1 pseudogene is annotated in these 221 nt (G+C 43.0%); it reads left to right on the top strand.

The window, feature by feature from the left end:
* Positions 1-221 (top strand): annotated as a pseudogene (locus ULO1_RS09195) (IS4 family transposase); the annotation flags it as partial.

Consider the following 221-nt stretch of genomic DNA (forward strand, 5'->3'; position numbering starts at 1 on the left):
GATGCCTCGGTTATTAGCTTGTGTCTAAGCCGTTATCGCTGGGCAGAATTCCGTAAAGAGAAAGGCGGTATAAAACTTCATCTCAGGCTTAATTTGTTTGGGCAAGGGGTCCTGCCGGATTGCGCAACAATTACCACAGCAAAACATAGTGATAAGACAGAAATGGACAATCTGATAGTTGAAGAGAAGGATGCAATTAATATTTTTGACCGCGGCTATGT

This window comes from Carboxydocella sp. ULO1 (assembly GCF_002049255.1).
In the GTDB taxonomy this organism is placed as follows: domain Bacteria; phylum Bacillota.